The following is a 17,882-nucleotide window of genomic DNA, read 5'->3' on the forward strand; positions in this document are numbered from 1 at the left end:
GTTCACCATGCAGTACGTCACCCTCGCCACCGCTGCCATTCTCAGCTCTTCGAGATAGCGGCCCGAACACCGTCGCCGATCTCGGCGGCGTCGGTTGCCTCGCCGAACTCGAAGCTGGTGGCCAGGATTTCCCCGGCGATCAGAGCACGATGCGCGGCCGCCCACTCCGCCCGTTCCGCGGGAACCGACATCACCACGCTGATCCGGTCGGACACATCGAGGCCCGCCGACTTGCGCAGCTCTTGCAACTCGCGGATGCGGTCCTTGGCCCAGCCCTCGGCCTCGAGGTCGGGAGTCAGCGTGGCGTCCAGCACCACCAGACCGGCGCCGCCCGGCAGCGGTGCGGTGTACTCTGGGTCCGCCGCGACCAACCGCGAGCTGTATTCCCCGGGCTGCAGCACGGCCGGACCGGCCTTGAGCGTGCCGTCGGCGTTGACGACACCCTCGCCGGCCTTGACGGCTTTGATCGCGGCCTGCACGTCCTTGCCCAGCCGCGGCCCGGCGACCCTGGCGTTGACGGTGAGCTCGAAACGGCCGTAGCTGTCGATGTCGTCGGTCAGCTCGACCGCCTTGACGTTCAGCTCATCGGCGATCAGATCGGTGAACGGCGCCAACCGTTCCGGGTTCTCCACCGCCACAGTCAGTTTCGGCAATGGCAGTCGCACCCGCAGCTTCTTCGCCTTCCGCAGCGAGGACGCCACCGAACAGACTTCGCGCACCTGGTCCATCGCGTCGACCAGCGCGGCGTCCGCGGGCAGGAGCCCCTCAGCCGGCCAGTCGGCGAGGTGCACCGAGCGCTCGCCGGTGATGCCGCGCCAGATGATCTCGGTCGTCATCGGTAGCAGCGGCGCCGCGAGCCGCGCCGTCACCTCGAGCACGGTGTGCAGCGTGTCGATGGCGTCGGGGTCCTCTTCCCAGAACCGTGAGCGCGACCGTCGCACATACCAGTTCGTCAGCGCCTCGGTGAACTGGCGCAACTGCTCGCAGGCCCCCGAGATGTCGCACCCGTCCATCGAGGCCGTCAGGTCGTCACGCAACACCGCCAGCTTGGCCAGGATGTAGCGGTCCAGCACATGACGCGAATCGGCCCGCCAGGTACCGACTTTCGGGGCGTAGAGGGCCAAGAAGCTGTAGGCGTTCCAGAACGGCAGCAGCACCTGGCGCACCCCGTCGCGGATGCCCTGCTCGGTCACGATCAGGTTGCCGCCGCGCAGGATCGGCGAAGCCATCAGGAACCAGCGCATCGCGTCGGAACCGTCACGGTCGAAGACTTCGCTGACGTCGGGGTAATTGCGCAGCGACTTGCTCATCTTCTGACCATCGCTGCCGAGCACGATCCCGTGCGCCACACAGGTTTTGAACGCCGGCCGGTCGAACAGCGCGGTGGCCAGCACGTGCAGGGTATAGAACCAGCCGCGAGTCTGCCCGATGTACTCGACGATGAAATCACCGGGGTAGTGCGTGTCGAACCAGTCACGGTTCTCGAACGGATAGTGCACCTGCGCGTACGGCATCGATCCGGAGTCGAACCACACGTCGAAAACATCCGCGATACGCCGCATGGTCGATTGACCGGACGGGTCGTCGGGATTGGGCCGGGTCAGCTCGTCGATGTAGGGCCGGTGCAGATTGTCGGGCCGAGTGCCGAAATCGCGCTTCAACTCGTCGAGGCTGCCGTAGACATCGATGCGCGGGTAGGCCGGATCGTCGGACACCCACACCGGAATCGGCGTGCCCCAGTAGCGATTTCGCGAGATCGACCAGTCGCGTGCCCCCTGCAGCCACTTCCCGAACTGGCCGTCTTTGACGTGCTCGGGGTACCAGGTGATCTGCTGGTTGAGTTCGACCATCCGGTCGCGGAAGTCGGTGACTTTGATGAACCACGACGAAACCGCCCGGTAGATCAGCGGATTGCGGCACCGCCAGCAGTGCGGGTAGGGGTGGTCGTAGGTCTCCTGGCGGATCAGCACCGCACCGTTGGCGGCGGCCGGACCGGTGTGGTTCTTCAGGTCGCGGGTGATCTGCGGGTTGGCCGCGAAGACATGCTGGCCCTGATAGTCGGGGACGGTGGCGTCGAAGCGGCCCTTGGCATCGACGGGTGTCACCGGCACGATGCCGACCCGATCGGCGGTCGCCTTATCGTCCTCGCCGTAAGCTGGTGCCAGATGGACGATCCCGGTTCCGTCGTCGGTCGTGACGAAGTCTGCGTGCAGCACTCGGAAAGCGTTGGGCGAATCCACGAAGTACGGGAACGGTGGGCGGTACCGCGTGCCGACCAGTTCACTGCCGCGGTAGGTGCCCAATACTTCCGGTTCGTCGCCGAATTCCCTTGCGTAGGAAGCCAGTCGAGCCTCGGCGAGGATGACGCGGTGCTCTCCGGCCCGCACCTGCACGTAGGTGACGTCGGGGTTGACGGCTACCGCCTGGTTGGACGGCAGGGTCCACGGCGTCGTCGTCCACACCAGCAGGTGCGTGCCCGCCAGATCGCCATCGGTCACCGCGAATCCGACCGTCAGGGCCGGATCCTGCCGGTTCTGGTAGACGTCGTCGTCCATTCGCAGTTCGTGATTGGACAGCGGCGTTTCGTCGCGCCAGCAGTACGGCAGCACCCGGTAGCCCTCGTAGGCCAATCCCTTGTCCCACAGCTGCTTGAACGCCCAGATCACCGACTCCATGTAGGGCAGGTCAAGCGTCTTGTAGTCGTGGTCGAAGTCGACCCAGCGGGCCTGACGGGTTACGTAGGCCCGCCATTCGTCGGTGTACCGCAGCACTGAATCGCGGCAGGCGTCGTTGAATGCTGCGATACCCATCGCGTCGATCTGAGATTTGTCGGTGATGCCCAGCTGTCGCTCGACCTCGAGTTCGGCCGGCAGGCCGTGAGTGTCCCAGCCGAAACGACGCTCGACCTTGAATCCGCGCATGGTCCGGTAGCGCGGGACGATGTCCTTGACGTAGCCGGTGAGCAGATGCCCGTAGTGCGGGAGTCCGTTGGCGAATGGCGGCCCGTCGTAGAACACGTATTCGGGGCCGTCCGCGCGATGGGCGATGCTGGCCCGGAAGGTGTCGTCACTCGCCCAATAGTCGAGGACCTCGAGTTCCAGCGCCGGCAAGTCCGGTGCACCGCCGGCCGGCTTGGCATAGGTGTTCTCGCTCACTGCGTGTCGTCTCCATAGTGGCCCCAGTGCCGTATAGGCACCATGTGCCGCTGTCAGGCACGGGGACGACGGAGTGCTGTGTGCACTCGCGCCGCGGTACCACCCCGCTTGCCACACCTGGATGTGGCCGCTCGTCATTCGGCTGTGACGGGCCAACCCGTCCGGTTCTACTGAGCCGCTGCGACTACACGTGCCGGCTGTTCTTCCGAAGGCTCCCCGGTGATGGCCGGATCGACGCCGCCGGTTGATTCTACGGCGCGGCGCAAGCTTGGACGGTCACGCCCCGCTGACTCACGGGAATCAGTGTCAGCGGCGCTACGCTGGCGGAATGAGTCCGACATCCGACGTCATGACGTTTCGTGGCCGCATCCCCGGCGAGGATCGGTCGATCGCCCACGAATCGTGCCCCATCGAACGCGCGCTGACGGAGATCGGCACCAATTCCGCGATGCTGCTGCTTCGCGAGATCTTCTGGGGTGCACGACGGTTCGACGAGCTGGCCCGCAGAGCCGACATCACCGAGCAGATGGCGGCGATCCGGCTCAAACAACTTGTCGAAGCCCGGATTTTGACCAAGCAGCCGTATCAGGAACCCGGTCAGCGAACCCGCTACGAGTACGTGCTCACCAGCCGCGGTCGCGAACTCTTCCCGGTGATCGTCAGCCTGATGGAGTTCGGGCTGCTGCTGCAGGGCGATTCCAAACGGGTCGACCTAGTGCACGGCGACGGCTGCGGGGCGAAAATTTTCTCCCAGGTGCAGTGCACGCAGGGCCACGTTGTGCCGCTGGATCAGACCGTAACGCGGATCAGCAAGAAGAAGCGGTGAGTAGCTAACCCTTGAAATAGACGATCTGATAAGTCGTGGCGAGCAATTCGCCGTCGCGGCTCCACAGTCGCGCACTCTGGTCGAAGAATCCCCGGTCAAAGCGGTCCGCGTGCGCCGTCGCGAGAATGTAGTCGCCGTCGAGTGCGCTCAGCTGCTGGCTGTCGGCGTGGAAGTACGTGGTCATGGAGATCGTGCCGGACGGAATCGCACCTCGGCGCAGAAACACTCGCGGAAAGAAAATGTCGGACATCGCCGCGACGGCCGGAAAGTCGACCTGACGCCGGGCGGCGTCGCGCACCCACAACGTGGTCGTCGACGACGGACCGGTCTTTACAACGCCGCCGGAGAACGAGCCCTCGGCAAAACGCATGTCGTACATGTCAATCCACACCGGCAGGTTCTCGCGACTGCTGCGCGCGATCTCCTCCGGCGGCGGCGCATGCGGCGGCATCGCTTCGGTGTCTGACCAGGTGTCGCGGCGGATGCCGAATATCGCGGTGGCCGTCGTTGCGACCACTCCGCCCTGACTGAGCTCGAGCATCCAATGCTGATTGGTGCGGTTGGTACGCGCGGCCCGGCGGGAGATCTCGAATTCACCGTCAGCGATCGGCGTCGCGAAATTCACTGTCAGAGCGACCGGCTCACCGAGACAGTCGGGATGGGATTCGATGGCCCGCAGCAGGACCGCAGCGGTGACTCCACCGAAGGGGCCAACCATGTTCGCCCACTCCGGATGCGTCTTCCCCCACACCACGTCCGGACTCACCACCTCGAGTTCGATCGAGCGGTCCAGCGCGTGTAGTTCGGTCACCGATATGACGTCTCCTGAGTTCGACTCTGCTACAGCAGGGTTCACGATACATCTGGCTCAACAACCCTCAAGACAGGCCATCGATAGCTACACTCCGGCTATGTCATTCGATCCTGCGTTTGCCCGTGACGTGGTGCTGCCGCTCGCGCAGGCCGCCTACACGGTGATGGACGGCAACCCCGCCGTCCTACCGGCCGGCTACAGCCAAACCAGTCTTATCCAGGCCGATGCCGTGATGCTCACCGCATTGACCGATCCACATCCCGCGGTGGTCGCGATGACGAAGAACACCAACATCTTCGGGCTGATGGGCCGTAACGCGACCACCCGCACTGCGTTTCTGTCGTTTCGCGGCACGTCCGATGCCGCGGAGTGGGTGGCCGACATCGACGCCTTACCTGAGGACTACCGCCCGATCAATGGATTTGGACAGGTGCACTCGGGCTTCCAGGCGGTGTACGAGGTTGTCCGCGACAACATCGCCGCTAACCTGGCCATCGCCACAGCTGGCTGCGATCAGATCGTGATCACCGGGCACAGCCTCGGTGCGGCGCTCGCCGTTCTCGCAGCGCCCGACGTCGCCCGCAAAATGCCGCCGAACCCGATCGAGCCCCGGCTGATCACCTTCGCCGGCCCCAAGGTCGGCCTGGGCGATTTCGCCGCCGCGTTCAATGCGCTGATCGAAAGCTGCTATCGGGTGGTGAACAGCCTCGACATCGTTCCCTTCCTACCGCCAACACCGCCGACGGCGTATGTACATGTGGGTGCGCAAATCTCGGTCGACAGTGGCGGAGCAATTTCAGTCGGCTGGCGGCACAGCCTCGCCGCGTACCAACAGGGATTGACCGCGTTCATCGCGGCTCAGCAATAACGCAAAGCTCCCGGTACCGAAGAGCCTTCGGGTACCGGGAGCGTCAAGCGGTATTCAGGCACCGACCTCGATGACGCCGGCCCGCCACAGCGCGGCATAGAGCTGACGCAGCGGGACACACAGCAGCCGGGCAGCCCCGTCGACCAGCGGGTCGGCACCCGTCGTCTGGGGGTTGGGCCGGATGGCGGTCTTCGGCGTCGGCAGGGCCGTCGGCTCCAGGTCGGGCACGACCGTGAGCCGGGGCGCGGACGTCGCCGCTACTACTACTTCGTCGTGCAGAACAGCGGTCATGATCGCCTCCTACGCAGAAAGTCAAACGGGACAAGGGGATTCGGTGTCCGTCCGATACGGCGTCAACCAGGCGAGATGCAGTGTGGGCCGAGAAAGGCTCAGATCAAAGCAATGCGCCGCAGGCCGGATCGGGACGAACGTACGGATATCGACTCGGACTAGAACTGGAACTCATGCGTCCCTCACCTCCTCGCGGCCGCAGCACGTGCGGAACTCCGCACATTTCACACGCAAACAGGGATACAGAACCCGAAAGTTTCGGGACCACACCCCACTCGTAAAAGTTTCGGCACTACACGACGTATCCGGATTTACACCACATAGTGCAATGCCGGAAGCCACTTGGGCTCAACCCTTAAGCCGGGAGGAGCTGTCCTGACCCTGGGCGTCTCTCGACGTTCGGGGTCAGTGGCCTGTATCCGTGTAGACGCCTCACCTAACGAGGTGCTTACCCCGACGACTATGCCCGAACATCCGGCCCAGGTCAATTCGCCACGCCGATCGCTCTGACCTGCCGTTATAGTTTCGTGACCGCACCGCTGGTGGCGCTCGGACGCAATCCGTTCATCACGAAGGAGACGACGAAGTCGGCGGCGTCGGCGGCTGCGGAACAGCAGCTTGGTGGCGGCGCGATCGATGTCGCGCCAAAACCGTTGCGCGCGAACACTTTCTTCGCAGCCGCCCTGATCTGGCCACGGCGCCCATTGGTCAAGGCAAGCCAAGCGCTCCCCTGCAGGTCCGCGTCACGGGTCGACGAGCTCATCAAGCCGCCCCACGGTATCGATGAACTCCGAGACCATTTCCAGCACAACCGCTGAAGTCGGCTGAACCTTGTTCATCGAACCCACCACCTGACCGACGAAGTACGTGGCGAGCTCACGAGCATTCGAATCGCTCTGAGCGGCAGCGCGATTGATTCGGCGCTGCGGATCATCGATCAACGCGGTCTGCAACGGCATTCCCAGCGGGTCGGGACTGTCGGCCCGTTCCCACTCATCGGTCCACGCGGTGCGCAGCATGCGCGCGGGCTTGCCGGTCAACGATCGCGACCGGATGGTGTCCGACGAGGTGGCCGCCAAGAACTTGTCCTTCACGACTTGCGGCGTCTCGGCTTCCTCAGTGGTCAGCCACACCGAACCGCACCACACTCCCTCGGCCCCCAGGGCCAGCGATGCGGCGATCTGTCGGCCGCGGGCAATGCCGCCCGCCGCCAGCACCGGCACCGGGGCCACCGCGTCCACCACGTCGGGGACCAGCACCATCGTCGCCACCTGACCGGTGTGCCCACCGGCCTCGGTGCCCTGGGCAACGATCAGGTCGACGCCGGCCGACGCGTGCTGGCGCGCGTGCGCCGTGGTCCCGGCCAGCGCGGCCACCAGCACGTCGTTGTGGTGCGCGCGGGTGACCAGCTCCGGTGGCGGCGAACCGAGCGCGCTCGCGATCAGCCGGATGCGGTGGGCGAACACGACATCGAGCAGCGGTTCGTAGCCCTTGGGCGAGATATTGAGGCCACCGGATTGCTGCCGCTTCTCTGCGGTCGACGCCGGGACGCCGTAGCGGGACAGCAGATCGTCGACGAATCGACGGTGCTCCTCGGGCAATAACTCCTCGACCTGCGTGGAGTCGATCCCGCCCCGCTCTGCTCCGACGTACTTGGGCGGCAGCAGCAAGTCGACGCCGTAGGGCCTGCCTGCGGTCTGTTCCTCGATCCAGCTCAGCTCGGTCTCGAGCCGCTCCGGGCTGTGCGCGACCGCGCCGAGGACGCCGAAACCGCCCGCATTGGACACCGCGGCCACCACGTCGCGGCAGTGGCTGAACGCGCAGATCGGGAACTCCACGCCAAGCATATCGGCGACCCGTGTTCGCATTGGCGGAACGCTATGACGTGGCCGATCAGCGTGTCAATCGGGCAGGGCTCACCCTGGCGGCTGACCGTCCGGCGGCCAGCTCACCACGTCATCCTCGAGCGGAACGTCCAGGCTCTTCAGGATCGAGGCGATCATTCGCCACGCGCTGATCGCGGTGACCAACTCCACCAGCACGGCCTGATCCGCACCGAACTCCTGCTTGCAGGCCGTCCAGCTTTCGGCGCTCACCGCACCGTCGCGCACCACATCGTCGGTGGCGGCCAACACCGCCCGCTCGGCCGACCCGAATTCTGCACGGGACTGCCAATCCCGCACGCCGGCCAGATCATCGGCGCTCACCCCAAGACCCTGTGCGACGCGCCAGTGTTGTGACCACTCGTATTCACACGCCGTGAGCCAGGCGATCCGCATGATCGCCAATTCCCGCAAGCGGGTGTCCAGCTCGCCCTGCCACAGCATGCGCGCGAGCAGATCGTTGAGACCGAATGCCAGTTTTGGATGGTTGAGCAATACCCGGAAAATGGCGAGTTCGGCCATGTAATCCGGGACACCCGCTTCATCCGCGGCGGCCTTGGCCTCGTCCAGGGGAAGACGGGGAACGCGGGCTTCTCGGTCAGGCGTCACACTCATACGGCAAACCCGTTACCCGGCGACCGCTCCCGCTTCGGCGAAGGGCGAACCGAAGTCGGCCACCCGCTCAAAACCCTCCCTGCGCGCCGCGGCGGCACCCCGTCGGCACAACGCACTGGTCGCGACGAGCCCGGCATGATCAACGAGCACGAACGGCGTCAACAACCGGTTGTGCACGAATCCGATCGCCAGGCCGCTGTCCGGGTCGGCCCACCCGACCGATCCGCCGAGACCGACATGCCCGAACCCGGGAACCACATCCAACGGCAGGCGGTGGTATCCGAGGTGGAAAGCCAGCGGGATCACCAGGTTGCCGTCTGGCCGGAGACTGCGTCGGCCACTCAGGCCCGCGGTCACTTCCGGCGAAAGGAATTGGGTGCCGTCGATCCGCCCGCCGTTGGCGATCGCGCCGTACATGCGCGCCAGACCGCGTGCCGTCGCCAACCCGTTCGCCGCTGGGATCTCCGCGTCCAGCAATGGGATATCCCCCTGGGCAACGGCTTTCACGCCCGGGAAATACATCGAGCTGAAACCCGCGGCCCGAGGGATCGCGGCGATCATGGGTGCGACCGCGTTGAACACCGGATTCTGGAAAGCGCTCTGCGGCATGATGATCTGGGCAGGCCGCGTCGGCGCTTCGACCGGTGGACGGCCCAGATGCAAACCGTCGGTTCCCAGCGGCTCCGCGAGCTCGGTGCGGATCAGTTCACGCATGCCCTTACCGGTCACCGCCCGCGCCAGCCCGGACAACAGCCAGCCATAGGTCAGCGCGTGGTAGGCCGATTTCCCGAACGAGTAGCCCGGGCGCGCTGCGGCAAGGCGGCGTTCCATCAATTCGTGGTTCAGCAGGTCCTGCCCGGTGGCGCCACGCAACGCCGACAGTCCGGCCTGATGACGCATTATCTGCCGGACCGTGATATCGCCTTTCCCGTTGGCGCCGAACTCCGGCCAGTACTGGGCGACCGGGGCGTCGTATTCGATCAGACCGCGATCGACGAGGCGGTGAATGACAGTAGAGGCCATGCCCTTGGTCGCGGAGAACACCATGGTTGCCGTATCCGCCGACCAGGGCACCCGACCGCGCCGATCCTCGTAGCCGGTCCACACGTCGACGACAGGTTCCCCATCGAGGTAGACCGCCAGTGCCCCGCCGCCGAATCGGCGGCCGCGGAACGTGCTGGCGAAGCTGCGCACCGCGCAGGCGAAATGCGGATCGGCTGCGCCGTGAACTCCGCGCGGCAGCACGGAGCGGCGATTGCCCACTACTTCGAGGGTCATACCGTTGAATGTACCGTTACACCTTGCCGAGAACTTGGAAATTACGCTTCCGTTATCGACGCGAGCTTCAATATTTGCTGAGCAGCTAAGGCGGGCGTCAATTCGCCAGTAAGAACTCGACGTTCTATGTCCGCGCGACCTTTGCGGACAGCGCGGTTGGACAGCACCCTGTCCAGCACGGTGTCGCGGACCATCTGCCAGGTCCAATCGACCTGTTGGGCCCGCCGCCGCGCCTCGAAGTCGCCTGCCTCGGTCAGCACATCCCGATGCCGTTCAACGGTGTCCCACAACTCTTCCAGCCCAGTGCCTTCCAGCGCGCTCATGGTGAGAACCGGTGGACGCCAGAGGGTTTCGCGAGGATAAATCAGCCGGATGGCACCGGACAACTCACGGGCGGCTTTGCGGGCCTCCGTAAGGTGATCGCCGTCCGCCTTGTTCACCAGGACGATGTCGGCCAGCTCGAGCACCCCTTTTTTGATGCCCTGCAGCTGATCTCCGGCGCGCGCGAGGGTCAGGAAGACGAAGGTGTCGACCATGTTGGACACCGCGACCTCGGACTGGCCGACTCCAACCGTCTCCACCAGGATCACGTCGAAGCCGGCCGCCTCCAGCAGCACGATGGTTTCCCGGGTGGCTTTGGCCACGCCGCCGAGTGTTCCCGATGTCGGTGACGGGCGGATGTAGGCGTCGGGATGTGTTGCCAGTCGCGGCATTCGGGTCTTGTCGCCGAGGATCGATCCGCCGGTGCGGGTCGACGACGGGTCGACGGCGAGGACGGCGACCCGATGGCCGCGCCCGATCAGGTACATGCCGAGCGCTTCGATGGTGGTCGACTTGCCGACTCCTGGCACCCCGGTGATACCGACGTGCAGCGCGGTGCCGGCCGCCGGCATGAGGTGCAGCAGCAATTGCTGCGCTCGGTCGCGATGATCAGCGCGGGTAGATTCCACCAGCGTGATCGCCCGCGGCAGCGCCGACCGGTCACCGGAACGCACCGCCGCGGCGAGGTCGTCGATTGCGTCGCCGTTGTCAGTCGCCATATGGCTAGAGGGTGTATCCGAGTCGCTCGGCCAGCTTATGCAGCAGATCGATTGCGGCGTCGGCGATCACGGTCCCGGGCGGGAAGATCGCGGTCGCGCCCGCCTGGTACAGCTCGTCGAAGTCACCGGGTGGGATCACCCCGCCGACCACCACCATGATGTCGGCACGGCCCACGTCGGCCAGCGCGTCGCGCAGCGCTGGCACCAGCGTGAGGTGGCCTGCCGCGAGTGAGGACACTCCGACCACGTGCACGTCGTTGTCGGCGGCTTGACGGGCCACCTCGTCCGGCGTGGAGAACAGCGAACCGACGTCGACGTCGAATCCGATGTCGGCGAAGGCCGTTGCGATCACCTTCTGCCCGCGGTCGTGGCCGTCCTGCCCCATTTTGGCCACCAGTATCCGGGGTCGCCGACCATCGGCCTCGGCGAACTTCTCGACGAGGTCGGTGGCATCAGAGAAGGCGGACATGTTGCAACCTCCTTCAGCTCCCGATGCTTCGTCGCGGTAGACCCCGGCGATGGTGCGGATCTCGGCTTTGTGCCGGCCGTAGACCTTCTCCAGCGCGTCGGAGATCTCGCCGACCGTGGCCTTCGTACGGGCCGCGGCGATGGCCAGGGCCATCAGGTTGTTACCGAGTCCGTCCGCCCCGGCACGCCCGCGCGCTTCGGCCGCCCGGGACAGCTCGTTCAAAGCGGCCTCGACGGCGGCGGTGTCCCGATTCGCCCGCAGCTCGTCGAGTTTGGCCAGCTGCTCGGAACGCACCCGGCTGTTCTCGACCTTGAGAACCTCGACCTCTTGGTCCTCTTCGACCTGATACTTGTTGATCCCGATCACCGGCTGGATGCCGGAGTCTATGCGCGCCTGGGTACGCGCGGCCGCCTCCTCGATCCGCAGCTTCGGAATGCCTTCGCTGATCGCCTGCGCCATACCGCCGTGCTCGGCGACTTCGGCGATGTGAGCACGCGCCCGCTGCGCGAGCTGATAGGTCAGCCACTCCACGTAATACGAGCCGGCCCACGGGTCGATCGGCCTGGTGGTACCGGACTCCTGCTGCAGCACCAACTGGGTGTTGCGGGCGATGCGGGCCGAGAAGTCGGTCGGCAACGCCAGCGCCTCGTCGAGGGCGTTGGTGTGCAACGACTGGGTGTGCCCCTGCGTTGCGGCCATCGCCTCGATGCAGGTGCGCGCGACATTGTTGAACGCATCCTGCGCCGTCAGCGACCAACCGGAGGTCTGCGAATGGGTGCGCAATGACCTGGATTTTGGGCTTTGGCTTCCGAGTTCAGCGACCAGCTCGCTCCACAGCAGCCGACCGGCCCGCAGCTTGGCCACCTCCATGAAGAAGTTCATCCCGATGCCCCAGAAGAAGGACAGCCGGGGCGCGAAGGAGTCGATGTCGAGATCGGCGTCCAGGCCGGCCCGGATGTAGTCGACACCGTCGGCCAGTGTGTAGGCGAGCTCCAAATCGGCTGTGGCACCGGCTTCTTGGATGTGATAGCCGGAGATCGAGATGGAGTTGAACTTCGGCATCTTCGCACTGGTGTAGGCGAAGATGTCGGAGATGATCCGCATCGACGGCTTCGGCGGATAGATGTAGGTGTTGCGCACCATGAATTCTTTGAGGATGTCGTTCTGGATGGTGCCGGCCAGCTTCTCCGGGGGCACTCCCTGCTCTTCGGCGGCCACAACGTAAAGCGCCAGGATCGGCAGTACGGCACCATTCATGGTCATCGACACCGATACCGTGGACAAGTCGATGCCGTCGAACAACTGTCGCATGTCGAGAATGGAATCAATGGCGACACCGGCCATTCCGACGTCGCCCTGGACGCGGGGATGGTCGGAGTCATAGCCGCGGTGGGTGGCGAGGTCGAATGCCACCGATAGACCCTTTTGCCCGGCGGCCAGGTTGCGCCGGTAGAACGCATTCGACTCGGCCGCCGTGGAGAATCCGGCGTACTGACGGATCGTCCAGGGCTGGTTGACATACATCGTCGGGTAGGGCCCGCGGACGAACGGCGGCTCACCCGGGAAGGTGTTCAGCGGGTACCCGTCGGACTCGACGGCCGCGCGGTCGGCCGCGATGTAGACGGGTTTGACGTCGATGTCCTCCGGGGTGTGCCACATAAGTTGGTCAGGGGAATACGAGTGGGCAGCAGCCGCGGCCTCGACGTGCCTGCGCACCGCGTCATCGGTCGGCGGTGCGACGCCGCGATCGCTGTGCAGCGGGACGTCGGAGAAGCTGCCCACGGCGGGCGTAGTGGTCGTCATCGCTAAGCTCCCAACCGGTCGAGCAGCTGCGAAAGAGTCTCCACCGCATTGATCTTCGCCGTCAGGAATTCGTCGGGCTGGTGGTCGGCCTCGGTCACCGCTTTCTGCGGACCGGCCAGACAGACATGCGACACCCCCGCGTGGTGAGCCGCCTCGACAACTGCGGACGCCTCGGTGCCGTATCGGCCATCGGTACCGCAGATCACTACGACCGACGCCGATCCCGCGTCGGAGACCGCCTTGGCGACACCGTCGACATCGACTGTCCCCGGGTTGACCGCTTCGATGCCGCCGGATGCCAACAGGTTCGACGCAAACGTCGTGCGAATGTTGTGTTCAGCCAGCGGTCCCAGCGGCAGCAGCAGCGCCTGAGGACGGGTGCCGGTGCGGGCCAGGTAGACGTCCGAGCGGTCACGCAGCGCCTCGAACCCGGCTGCGTAGCGGATCAGTTTGCCCGCCGCCAGCGGTGAATACGACGAATCAGGCTGCGGCAAAGCCGGTTCGGTGAGATTCGGATATTCGTTGACACCGGTGATCGCGGTCTTGCGATGCGCGACGTCGTCGGCGCGCCGGGCGGCGATCTCGGCGATCTGTTCGGCGATGTAATCACGGGCGTCGATGAATCCGCCGCGCTGCTCCACGCTTTGAAAGCTCTGCCACGCCTGGTTCGCCAACTGGTCGGTGAGGTCCTCGACGAACCACGACCCGCCGGCGGGGTCCAGGATCCGGCCGACGTGCGACTCCTCGAGCAGCAGCAGCTGAATGTTGCGGGCCATCCGGCGCGCGAAACTAGTGGCCATACCGGGGAAGCCGCCCTCGATGGCGACGTCGAACGGGAACACCAAGACGGTGTCGGCGCCCCCGACGCCCGCGCCGAACGCGGCCAACGTCGTTCGCAGCATGTTCACCCACGGATCGCGCTGCGTCATCATCGGCAACGATGTCTCGGCGTGCACCACGGCCGCGCCGCCGTCGGGCTCACCGATCACCTCAGCCACCCGCGCCCACAGCCGACGCAACGCCCGGACCTTGGCGATCGTCAAGAACTGGTCGTCGTCGGCGGCCAGCCGGAAGCTGATCTGCGACAGCGCCTTTGCCGCCGGAAGGCCGAACTCGGTGAGCACACGCAGGTAGGACACCGCAGCGGCGATACTGCCGGCGAGTTCCCACGTCGCGTTCGCACCGAGGTTGTGGAACGCCGGCCCGTCCACGGCGATCGCCCGCACCCCGTGGTCGTCGGCCACCTTGGCCGCCATGCCGACAACCTCCTCGAGCGGCGGGGCGGGCCGGTCGCTGAGCGGCGCGGTGAGTGGATCGGCCCCTAAGTCGATCGACAGGACGGCGCGCTGGTCGTCGTCGACACGGCTGACCAGCTCCAGCATCGCTTCACCGGCAGCCCGGTATTCGGCCCCGGCGTCGAGAATGACCGGTGCCATGCTCAGGTAGACGCCGTCGAACACCTTCTCCAGCTGCGCCGGTGTGATACCGGACTCCCCTACCCGCACCAGTAGCGCGCTGACGCCTTCGGCCAGCGCCGCCAGCACGGCCGAATTGACGTCTTCCGCCGCCACCCCGGCAACCCGGTTGGCCGGAATGGCCTCGGCGACCTTCCAGCCGGACTTGACGTCGCGCAATGCGTCGGCGCCCCGCAGGAAGGGCCATTCGCCCGGCAGGGGCGGTTCGGGCAGCTCGTCGAGCGCGGTGTAGAGCGCCCGGATCGCGACGGCCTCGTAGGTCGGTGTTTCCAGCATCTGCTCGGGTTCGGGCCCGAGCTCGTCGACCTCGCGCCCTGTGCTCTTGGCCAGCACCCCGGCCACCGCGGTGCGCCAGCGGGCGCGACACTTGGCCAGGTCGGCAGGTTCAGCGGACACATCGACTGACACCGGCGGCTCCCCATCTCAACATGTGGTAGGTCAGCACGTGACATCCCGACACTGGTCTGTCACCCGACAACCAGGCTAAATGATGCTAGTCAGTGTCGCGGCACACACTGCTGCGACGGGCGTGACGAGCCATGACGCCCATCGGGTACGGAGTACCTTACTAAGGTAGAACGGCTAACGTTAGGGTGATCATGCGTACTCCACCGCAGAGCGCACGCGATCAGTCCGACTCGGTGATCGTGCTCGCCGAATTGACGCCCGGAAACCGTGCCACGGTGGTCGGCACGGTCGCGCAGGCGAACCCGCTCATTGCGAAGCGTTTGGGACAGTTGGGCTTTCGAGCGAGGGCTCACGTCGACGTCATCCGTCGGGCGCCGCTGGGCGATCCGACCATATATCGGGTACACGACACCGAGCTGTGCCTGCGCCGCCGCGAGGCGCAGCTCATCGAAGTGCTTCCCGAAGCAGACCGATGACCGCTTGCCATGACGTCGAAGGCTCCCAGGTTGCCGTTGCCGGCATCCGGCGAGTGGCGTTGGTCGGCAGTCCCAATTCCGGCAAGACCAGCGTCTTCAACCATCTCACCGGGCTGCGCGCCAAGACCGGCAACTACCCGGGCGTCACTGTGGGACGCAGCGTCGGCACCACCAGCGTCGACGGCGTCTCGATTGCAATCGAGGACCTACCCGGTACCTACAGCCTCGACCCGATCAGCCCGGACGAGCAGGTGGTGACCGACCTGTTGGCCGGCACCTACCCCGGCGTCGATGCGCCCGACGCGCTGGTGTTGGTCGCCGACGCCACCACGCTTCGTCGGTCGATCCTGTTGATCGGCCAGGTGCTGCGGCTCGATCTGCCGTGTCTGTTGGCGCTGACCATGGGCGACGAACTGGCCTCTCGCGGCGGCCGCATCGACGTGGCGGCGATGTCGACGGCGCTGGGTATCCCGGTGGCGGCGGTCGTCGCGCATCGCGGGTCAGGAATCGACGACCTGCGATCACAGCTGGCGTCGTTCGATCAGTGGCAGCGCCCGCCGGTGCTGCCACCGACCGGCCAGGACGACATCGACGCCTGGGGCCAGTCGGTGCTCGACGCCTCCGAATACGTTGCCCCGCAAGCGGATCAACGCACCAGGCGAATCGACCGGGTGCTGCTGCACCCGTTGTGGGGCACGATCATCTTCTTCGCGGTGATGTTCTACTTCTTCCAGGTGCTGTTCACCGCCGCAGCGCCCCTGCGCGACGGTATCGGCAACGCCCTGACCTGGCTGGGCGGCCAGGTCGCCGACCATGTCGGCAATCCGATCGTCCGCGGTCTGCTCAGCCAGGGCATCATCGGCGGCGTCGGCACGGTGCTGCAGTTCATTCCGCAGATCGTGTTGCTGTTCTGCCTGCTCGCTTTCCTGGAGAACGTCGGCTACATGTCGCGGGCGGCGTTCCTGATGGACCGCGTGATGGCCAAGACCGGCCTGGAAGGCCGCGCATTCGTCGCCATGCTGTCGTCGTATGCATGCGCGATCCCCGGGATCATGGCCACCCGGACCCTGCCGTCGTCGCGAGACCGGATCGCCACCATCGTCACCGCGCCATTGATGACCTGCTCGGCGCGGCTTCCGGTCTACACCTTGCTGATCGGTCTGCTGGTGGCTCCGCAGACGCACTGGTGGGGGTTCAGCGCGCAAGGCGTCACGATGTTCCTGCTGTATGTCGGTGGCGGGTTGTCCGCGTTGGTCGCGGCGTTGCTGGTCAAGTCGACGGTTCTGCGCGGCGATCTGCTGCCGTTCACCATGGAGCTTCCGCCCTATCGGCTCCCGTCCCCGCAGGCGATGCTGGCCGCGATGTGGAGCGCCACCAGTATGTTTCTGCGCAAAGCCGGAACCATCATCCTGGCCACCTCACTGGTGTTGTGGGCGCTGCTCAACCTGCCCGTCCGGGAGGCGCAGACCCGGGGCATGTCGTCGACCGAGGCCACCGCGTACGTGATGAATCACAGCTACGCTGCGGACGTGGGTCATGCTGTGGCACCGGTGTTTTCGCCGCTGGGTTTCGACTGGCGGACCGACATCGCACTGGTCGGCTCGCTGTCAGCCCGCGAAGTGTTCGTCTCGACGCTGGGCCAGGTGGCGGCCGCGACCGATCCGGCGGCTCCAGAGCAAGCGCTGGCCACCATGACCGACGACCACGGCAGTCGAATCTTCACCGCGCCCACGGTGATCGCGCTGATGGTCTATTTCATGTTCGCGCTGCAGTGCATGTCGACGATCGCGGTGATGCGTCGGGAAACCAACAGCTGGCGATGGCCCGCGTTCGCCTTCGGCTACATGTTCGTCCTCGCCTGGGGCATGGCCTTCGCCGCGCGCTCGATCGCGATCGGACTGGGCGCATGATTCCCATCCACGCCACCGCCACCGCGAACCCGCAACAACTCCGCTGGGCGGCTGCTGCAGACCGGTTGCCGGCCCGCGGCGCAGTACGTCAGGCACCGGGGCGCCTCGGCGCCCTGCTCGGCGACGGTGTCATCGACCACATCGAGGTTCGCCCAGCCGATGTGGTGATCACGCTGCACGCTGGCAACAGCTGGCGAGAATGGGGCGATGACGTGCGTCGAGCGCTGTGCGACGCCCTGCTCGATCCGGCGGGCTGGAGCGTCGATGCGCCCGACGACGGTGGGCTGGCGGCGATCGCCGCCGAACTACTCGCCGGACCGATTGGCGCGCTCGCCGCTTCCCACGGCGGGTCGATCGAGTTGGTGTCGGTCGACGGCGACAACGTCAAGGTGCGGTTGTCCGGGGCGTGCCACGGCTGCCCGGCGGCAGCGGCCACCTTGCATGACAAGCTGCAGCACGAGTTGCGCCGGCAGTGGGGCCGCACGGTGTCGGTGCACGCCGAAAACGAGTCGGCGGCAGTGCCATTGGGCAGAAAGCTGCTCTCGTTGTTCGTCCGCTGACGGTCCTGCTC

General features: G+C 65.9%; 14 protein-coding genes and 1 riboswitch. Of the genes, 5 read left to right on the forward strand and 9 right to left on the reverse strand.

What is annotated here, in order from left to right:
• Positions 1-41 precede the first annotated feature (41 nt).
• The gene (ileS, locus tag ACQY5A_RS09225; protein WP_428340078.1) at positions 42-3,155 is read right to left on the reverse strand and encodes an isoleucine--tRNA ligase; all 3,114 of its coding nucleotides are present in this window, start codon (positions 3,153-3,155) and stop codon (positions 42-44) included.
• Between the two features lie 328 nt (positions 3,156-3,483).
• Between ileS and ACQY5A_RS09230 the strand changes: the two genes are divergently transcribed.
• Positions 3,484-3,981, forward strand: a complete 498-nt coding sequence (locus ACQY5A_RS09230) for a winged helix-turn-helix transcriptional regulator (RefSeq protein WP_428340079.1) — start codon at positions 3,484-3,486, stop codon at positions 3,979-3,981.
• Positions 3,982-3,985: 4 nt separating this feature from the next.
• Here the strand turns inward: ACQY5A_RS09230 and ACQY5A_RS09235 are convergent, their stop codons facing one another.
• Entirely contained in the window at positions 3,986-4,792 is an 807-nt protein-coding gene (locus ACQY5A_RS09235; RefSeq protein WP_428340080.1) for a thioesterase family protein, read from the reverse strand.
• Between the two features lie 100 nt (positions 4,793-4,892).
• Here ACQY5A_RS09235 and ACQY5A_RS09240 point away from each other — a divergent pair, with 100 nt between their 5' ends.
• A complete protein-coding gene (locus ACQY5A_RS09240; RefSeq protein ID WP_428340081.1) occupies positions 4,893-5,663 on the forward strand; it encodes a lipase family protein in 771 nt (256 codons plus the stop codon).
• Between the two features lie 54 nt (positions 5,664-5,717).
• Here the strand turns inward: ACQY5A_RS09240 and ACQY5A_RS09245 are convergent, their stop codons facing one another.
• From ACQY5A_RS09245 to mutA, 7 genes are all read right to left on the reverse strand, one after another.
• The gene (locus tag ACQY5A_RS09245; RefSeq protein WP_428340082.1) at positions 5,718-5,954 is read right to left on the reverse strand and encodes an Rv1535 family protein; all 237 of its coding nucleotides are present in this window, start codon (positions 5,952-5,954) and stop codon (positions 5,718-5,720) included.
• A 263-nt stretch (positions 5,955-6,217) separates the two neighbouring features.
• A riboswitch (M-box (ykoK) riboswitch) is annotated at positions 6,218-6,405 on the reverse strand.
• 292 nt (positions 6,406-6,697) lie between these two features.
• Positions 6,698-7,822: an NAD(P)H-dependent flavin oxidoreductase gene (locus tag ACQY5A_RS09250; RefSeq protein ID WP_428340083.1), complete on the reverse strand. Its 1,125-nt coding sequence runs from the start codon at positions 7,820-7,822 to the stop codon at positions 6,698-6,700.
• A 48-nt stretch (positions 7,823-7,870) separates the two neighbouring features.
• Complete coding sequence (locus ACQY5A_RS09255) at positions 7,871-8,452, reverse strand: carboxymuconolactone decarboxylase family protein (RefSeq protein ID WP_428340084.1); 582 nt, start codon at positions 8,450-8,452, stop codon at positions 7,871-7,873.
• Between the two features lie 12 nt (positions 8,453-8,464).
• Positions 8,465-9,730, reverse strand: a complete 1,266-nt coding sequence (locus ACQY5A_RS09260) for a serine hydrolase domain-containing protein (protein WP_428340085.1) — start codon at positions 9,728-9,730, stop codon at positions 8,465-8,467.
• Between the two features lie 41 nt (positions 9,731-9,771).
• The gene (meaB, locus tag ACQY5A_RS09265) at positions 9,772-10,770 is read right to left on the reverse strand and encodes a methylmalonyl Co-A mutase-associated GTPase MeaB (protein WP_428340086.1); all 999 of its coding nucleotides are present in this window, start codon (positions 10,768-10,770) and stop codon (positions 9,772-9,774) included.
• Positions 10,771-10,774: 4 nt separating this feature from the next.
• Complete coding sequence (gene scpA / locus ACQY5A_RS09270) at positions 10,775-13,042, reverse strand: methylmalonyl-CoA mutase (RefSeq protein WP_428340087.1); 2,268 nt, start codon at positions 13,040-13,042, stop codon at positions 10,775-10,777.
• A 2-nt stretch (positions 13,043-13,044) separates the two neighbouring features.
• Positions 13,045-14,925: a methylmalonyl-CoA mutase small subunit gene (gene mutA, locus ACQY5A_RS09275; protein ID WP_428340088.1), complete on the reverse strand. Its 1,881-nt coding sequence runs from the start codon at positions 14,923-14,925 to the stop codon at positions 13,045-13,047.
• Between the two features lie 191 nt (positions 14,926-15,116).
• On the opposite strand from mutA, the gene ACQY5A_RS09280 reads away from it, so the two are divergent.
• Genes ACQY5A_RS09280 through ACQY5A_RS09290 form a run of 3 tightly spaced genes read left to right on the forward strand, consistent with a single transcriptional unit; the run spans position 15,117 to position 17,871 of the window.
• Entirely contained in the window at positions 15,117-15,401 is a 285-nt protein-coding gene (locus ACQY5A_RS09280; RefSeq protein WP_428340089.1) for a FeoA family protein, read from the forward strand.
• Positions 15,398-17,311: a ferrous iron transporter B gene (feoB, locus tag ACQY5A_RS09285; RefSeq protein WP_428340090.1), complete on the forward strand. Its 1,914-nt coding sequence runs from the start codon at positions 15,398-15,400 to the stop codon at positions 17,309-17,311. Before ACQY5A_RS09280 ends, feoB begins: the two co-directional genes overlap by 4 nt.
• Entirely contained in the window at positions 17,308-17,871 is a 564-nt protein-coding gene (locus tag ACQY5A_RS09290) for a NifU family protein (RefSeq protein WP_428340091.1), read from the forward strand. Before feoB ends, ACQY5A_RS09290 begins: the two co-directional genes overlap by 4 nt.
• The last annotated feature ends 11 nt before the right edge of the window (positions 17,872-17,882 follow it).

It is taken from the genome of Mycobacterium sp. (assembly GCF_965277065.1).
Taxonomy (GTDB): Bacteria; Actinomycetota; Actinomycetes; order Mycobacteriales; family Mycobacteriaceae; genus Mycobacterium.